The following is a 1,693-nucleotide window of genomic DNA, read 5'->3' as shown; positions in this document are numbered from 1 at the left end:
AAGCAGGCGTATTATCTGCATCCGTTGGGGATGATTGGGTGGTTAATGCCAGGGGCGCAAGATTGTATCCCCTTTAAACTTGCTAGAGAAATTGCTTTGCAAGTCTCAGGGGGGTTTGAAGGAAAAACACCAAGATATGATACTCTAGCCGATAACTTCGATGGTGCGGGAATGTCATGGGGAATTATTCAATTTAATTTTGGTCAAGATACGTTGGGTCCTTTATTGCGAAAAATGAGAGCTAAAAATTTAACTTTATTTAATTCTGCTTTTAGTAACCCTAAAGATCTTGAGTCCTTAAATGCTGCATTAGATTCAAGTAAATCGAATCAAATAAATTGGGCTAAGAATATGCAATCACCAGCAAATCGTAGTAGATGGCGTGAAATATTTAATAATTTGGCAAAAATAGATGAATTTAATGATATTCAGTTAGAGGCTGTGAAACCATATGATGATGAGGCAGTTAGAATTATTAAATGGATGAGGGGACTATATCCTGATTTAATGAAACAAGTTGAATTAAAAACCTTTATTGCTTTGCATGATTTAGCTATTCAGCAAGGCAGCATAGATAAGGCTAGAAGTAATATTTTAGCAAAATGCAATAATGCTCCTCCAAAAACACAAGATGAGTTTATTAGGATTATTGTTACAGAGCGAGGAGCTACTGCGGCTATTCAGTGGCGAGCTGATTCAATTAGTCGTAGATTAGGTATTTTAAATAAAAGTGTAACAACAATATCTCACAGTGGAAAAACATCTAGCAGAGGTAATATTAATTTCAAGTTAATAGAGGATAAGTATATATGCGATTTATAATTTTATTATCTTTTTTAGGTTTATCATTAATTTCTCAAGCAAGTGGTATCTGTGATTCGAATGAGAGCGTTAGTTTAATGTCTAAAAATGACAAAATTATTTTAAAGTGTGATTGTAATTGTACAAATGAAGAGAATAAGTTTTATATTAACTCTATCAATCCTATTGAGGCATCTCGTTTAGTTTCATTAGATGGGATTTCTAAAATTACATTTGATAATCTTAAGAATAATAAAAAGTTATGTAAATGGGAGAGTTATAAATCGTCATATGAACATAATTTAATTTTTGCGGTTAAGGTGCCTGATGAGAATAATACTTGCTTTGAGATAAAAGAGTATTCCTTAGGTAAGGATAAAGAATTTAATTATCCTATCTATTATTCAATTAAAAGAACAGGCCACTTTAATCAGATAAGCTTTGATGAGGTAGATAGCTCACTCAATTATTTCGGGATTAATGAATTATCCAATAAACTTCTAAAGGAAAATAATAAGAATAAATTACTGCTTAACAAAGGAGATTTTGTTAAATTTAAATATAATTTAGGTAAAAAAAGTATTGTAAAAAAAGATAATCTCTTTTTAGAGGTTGGTAATGATTATTTAGAACCATACTTTTATATAAATTCAAAGTCATATTTATACTCTAAGCCTGATGATAAATATAGAAGTAATATGTATTTGATAAAAGGAGATCAAATAAAAATTATAGGGGAATCTATGAATAGTAACATTCAATGGTATTTTATTAACTACAAAGGAAAAAAAGAAATCAACATGTGGATCAAAGCTGATTCTGTCGATCTAAATTAAATAATTTGTTAACCGCACTTTGCAACGTGCGGTTATTTTTTGTTCTTTTAAAAACT

At 30.2% G+C, this 1,693-nt stretch carries 2 protein-coding genes; both read left to right on the top strand.

The window, feature by feature from the left end:
* Positions 1 to 822, top strand: an 822-nt coding sequence (locus tag HMPREF3263_RS07075; protein ID WP_218117721.1) for a hypothetical protein, incomplete at its 5' end; no start/stop codon positions are given.
* A complete protein-coding gene (locus HMPREF3263_RS10895) occupies positions 810 to 1,637 on the top strand; it encodes a hypothetical protein (protein WP_005697294.1) in 828 nt (275 codons plus the stop codon). The genes HMPREF3263_RS07075 and HMPREF3263_RS10895, both read left to right, overlap by 13 nt.
* The last annotated feature ends 56 nt before the right edge of the window (positions 1,638 to 1,693 follow it).

It is taken from the genome of Haemophilus sp. HMSC61B11, from assembly GCF_001838615.1.
In the GTDB taxonomy this organism is placed as follows: Bacteria; Pseudomonadota; Gammaproteobacteria; order Enterobacterales; family Pasteurellaceae; genus Haemophilus_D; species Haemophilus_D parainfluenzae_AD.
This window is presented reverse-complemented; position numbering and strand designations above follow the sequence as displayed.

Coding starts and splice junctions, on each gene's coding strand:
- HMPREF3263_RS10895 (WP_005697294.1), top strand. CDS start 810: ATGCGATTTATAATTTTATTATCTTTTTTAGGTTTATCATTAATTTCT.